Below are 3,627 nucleotides of genomic sequence, written 5' to 3'. Positions count from 1 at the left end.
GACACGCTATTGGGCTTTGAGACAACAGGCCCGTGTTTCCCTGGCCCCTGTGTGGGGTGGGAGGTCGTGTTGTTGCCCTGCTTTGGTGGTGGGGTGTGGTGTTTGATTTGTGGATAGTGGTTGCGAGCATCTAGCACGCAGTGGATGGCTTCGGGTCTTCGGGTTCGGGGTTGTTTGTTGTGTGTGGGTGTGCAATTTCTTTTGAAACTCATTTTTGGTTTTTGTGTTGTAAGTGTTTAAGGGCGCATGGTGGATGCCTTGGCACTGGGAGCCGATGAAGGACGTGGGAGGCTGCGATATGCCTCGGGGAGCTGTCAACCGAGCGTGGATCCGAGGATGTCCGAATGGGGAAACCCGGCACGAGTGATGTCGTGTCACCCAACGCTGAATACATAGGCGTTGGGGGGGAACGCGGGGAAGTGAAACATCTCAGTACCCGTAGGAAGAGAAAACAATTGTGATTCCGTGAGTAGTGGCGAGCGAAAGCGGAGGATGGCTAAACCGTATGCATGTGATACCGGGTAGGGGTTGTGTGTGCGGGGTTGTGGGACCCATCTTTCTGGGGCTACCTCCTCAGGGGGCAGTGAGAAAATGTTGTGGTTAGCGGAAGTGGCTTGGGATGGCCTGCCGTAGACGGTGAGAGCCCGGTACGTGAAAACCCGACGTCTGTCTTGATGGTGTTCCCGAGTAGCAGCGGGCCCGTGAAATCTGCTGTGAATCTGCCGGGACCACCCGGTAAGCCTGAATACTTCCCAGTGACCGATAGCGGATGAGTACCGTGAGGGAATGGTGAAAAGTACCCCGGGAGGGGAGTGAAATAGTACCTGAAACCGTGCGCTTACAATCCGTCAGAGCCTTCCCTTTGGGGTGGGGTGATGGCGTGCCTTTTGAAGAATGAGCCTGCGAGTCAGGGACATGTCGCGAGGTTAACCCGGGTGGGGTAGCCGCAGCGAAAGCGAGTCTGAATAGGGCGTATCCAATCCGTAGGGGTTGGTGTAGTGGTGTGTTCTGGACCCGAAGCGGAGTGATCTACCCATGGCCAGGGTGAAGCGCGGGTAAGACCGTGTGGAGGCCCGAACCCACTTAGGTTGAAGACTGAGGGGATGAGCTGTGGGTAGGGGTGAAAGGCCAATCAAACTCCGTGATAGCTGGTTCTCCCCGAAATGCATTTAGGTGCAGCGTCACATGTTTCTTGTTGGAGGTAGAGCTACTGGATGGCCGATGGGCCCTACTAGGTTACTGACGTCAGCCAAACTCCGAATGCCGACAAGTCCAAGAGTGTGGCAGTGAGACGGCGGGGGATAAGCTCCGTGCGTCGAGAGGGAAACAGCCCAGATCGCCGGCTAAGGCCCCTAAGCGTGTGCTAAGTGGAAAAGGATGTGCAGTCGCGAAGACAACCAGGAGGTTGGCTTAGAAGCAGCCACCCTTGAAAGAGTGCGTAATAGCTCACTGGTCAAGTGATTGTGCGCCGATAATGTAGCGGGGCTCAAGCACACCGCCGAAGCCGCGGCAACGATTTATCGTTGGGTAGGGGAGCGTCCTGCGTCCGGTGAAGCCGCCGAGTGATCGAGTGGTGGAGGGTGTGGGAGTGAGAATGCAGGCATGAGTAGCGAATAGGCAAGTGAGAACCTTGCCCGCCGAAAGACCAAGGGTTCCTGGGCCAGGCCAGTCCGCCCAGGGTGAGTCGGGACCTAAGGCGAGGCCGACAGGCGTAGTCGATGGACAACGGGTTGATATTCCCGTACCCGTGTATGTGCGTCCCTGATGAATCAATCGTGCTAACCACCCAAAAGGGGAATCATCGGAGCCTTCGGGCGAAGAGTTTCCTCCGCTGCGTGGGACCCTGGTTGGTAGTAGTCAAGCGATGGGGTGACGCAGGAAGGTAGCCGTACCGGTCAGTGGTAATACCGGGGTAAGCCTGTAGGACGAGACATAGGTAAATCCGTGTCTCATATAGTCTGAGAGGTGATGCATAGCCGAGTGAGGCGAATTCGGTGATCCTATGCTGCCAAGAAAAGCCTCTAGCGAGGACATACACGGCCCGTACCCCAAACCAACACAGGTGGTCAGGTAGAGAATACTAAGGCGTACGAGTGAACTATGGTTAAGGAACTCGGCAAAATGCCCCCGTAACTTCGGGAGAAGGGGGACCCCCATACCGTCAACACCCTTTGCGGTGGGTAGCGGGAGGGGGTGGCACAAACCAGTGAGAAGCGACTGTTTACTAAAAACACAGGTCCGTGCGAAGTCGCAAGACGATGTATACGGACTGACGCCTGCCCGGTGCTGGAAGGTTAAGAGGACCCGTTAACTCCTTTGGGGGTGAAGCGGAGAATTTAAGCCCCAGTAAACGGCGGTGGTAACTATAACCATCCTAAGGTAGCGAAATTCCTTGTCGGGTAAGTTCCGACCTGCACGAATGGCGTAACGACTTCTCAACTGTCTCAACCATAGACTCGGCGAAATTGCACTACGAGTAAAGATGCTCGTTACGCGCGGCAGGACGAAAAGACCCCGGGACCTTCACTACAACTTGGTATTGGTGCTCGATACGGTTTGTGTAGGATAGGTGGGAGACTGTGAAGCTCACACGCCAGTGTGGGTGGAGTCGTTGTTGAAATACCACTCTGATCGTATTGGGCCTCTAACCTCGGACCGTATATCCGGTTCAGGGACAGTGCCTGGTGGGTAGTTTAACTGGGGCGGTTGCCTCCTAAAATGTAACGGAGGCGCCCAAAGGTTCCCTCAACCTGGACGGCAATCAGGTGTTGAGTGTAAGTGCACAAGGGAGCTTGACTGCGAGACATACATGTCGAGCAGGGACGAAAGTCGGGACTAGTGATCCGGCACCTCTGAGTGGAAGGGGTGTCGCTCAACGGATAAAAGGTACCCCGGGGATAACAGGCTGATCTTCCCCAAGAGTCCATATCGACGGGATGGTTTGGCACCTCGATGTCGGCTCGTCGCATCCTGGGGCTGGAGCAGGTCCCAAGGGTTGGGCTGTTCGCCCATTAAAGCGGCACGCGAGCTGGGTTTAGAACGTCGTGAGACAGTTCGGTCTCTATCCGCCGCGCGCGTCAGAAGCTTGAGGAAATCTGTCCCTAGTACGAGAGGACCGGGACGGACGAACCTCTGGTCTACCAGTTGTCCCACCAGGGGCATGGCTGGATAGCCACGTTCGGACAGGATAACCGCTGAAAGCATCTAAGCGGGAAACCCCCTCCAAGACCAGGCTTCTCACCCATCAAGTGGGATAAGGCCCCCCGCAGACCACGGGATCGATAGACCAGACCTAGACACCTAGCAATAGGCGCAGGGAACTGGCACTAACCGGCCGAAAACTTACAACAACCCAACAAACACCAAACACGCAATGGGTTTTCAGTAAGACACACACCTGTTCGCAACCACACCACAACCACACACGACAACTATGTCGGAGTGCGCATCACACTCCACCACCAAAACACATGGTTTTACACCCAGAAACGGGTGAATAAAGTTACGGCGGTCCATAGCGGCAGGGAAACGCCCGGTCCCATCCCGAACCCGGAAGCTAAGCCTGCCAGCGCCGATGATACTACCCACACGGGTGGAAAAGTAGGACACCGCCGAACACACATTAAG

Annotated in this window: 2 rRNA genes; both read left to right on the top strand. The window is 55.7% G+C overall.

The features are described 5' to 3' along the window. The first annotated feature begins 226 nt into the window (after positions 1–226). A 23S ribosomal RNA gene (locus tag BST13_RS38000) occupies positions 227–3,350 on the top strand. Between the two features lie 153 nt (positions 3,351–3,503). Continuing rightward, positions 3,504–3,617: ribosomal RNA gene (gene rrf / locus BST13_RS37995) — 5S ribosomal RNA — on the top strand. The last annotated feature ends 10 nt before the right edge of the window (positions 3,618–3,627 follow it).

The organism is Mycobacterium aquaticum (assembly GCF_002086485.1).
In the GTDB taxonomy this organism is placed as follows: Bacteria; Actinomycetota; Actinomycetes; order Mycobacteriales; family Mycobacteriaceae; genus Mycobacterium; species Mycobacterium aquaticum.
The sequence above is the reverse complement of the archived record's forward strand: the minus strand, read 5'-3'. Positions and strand labels throughout refer to the sequence as shown.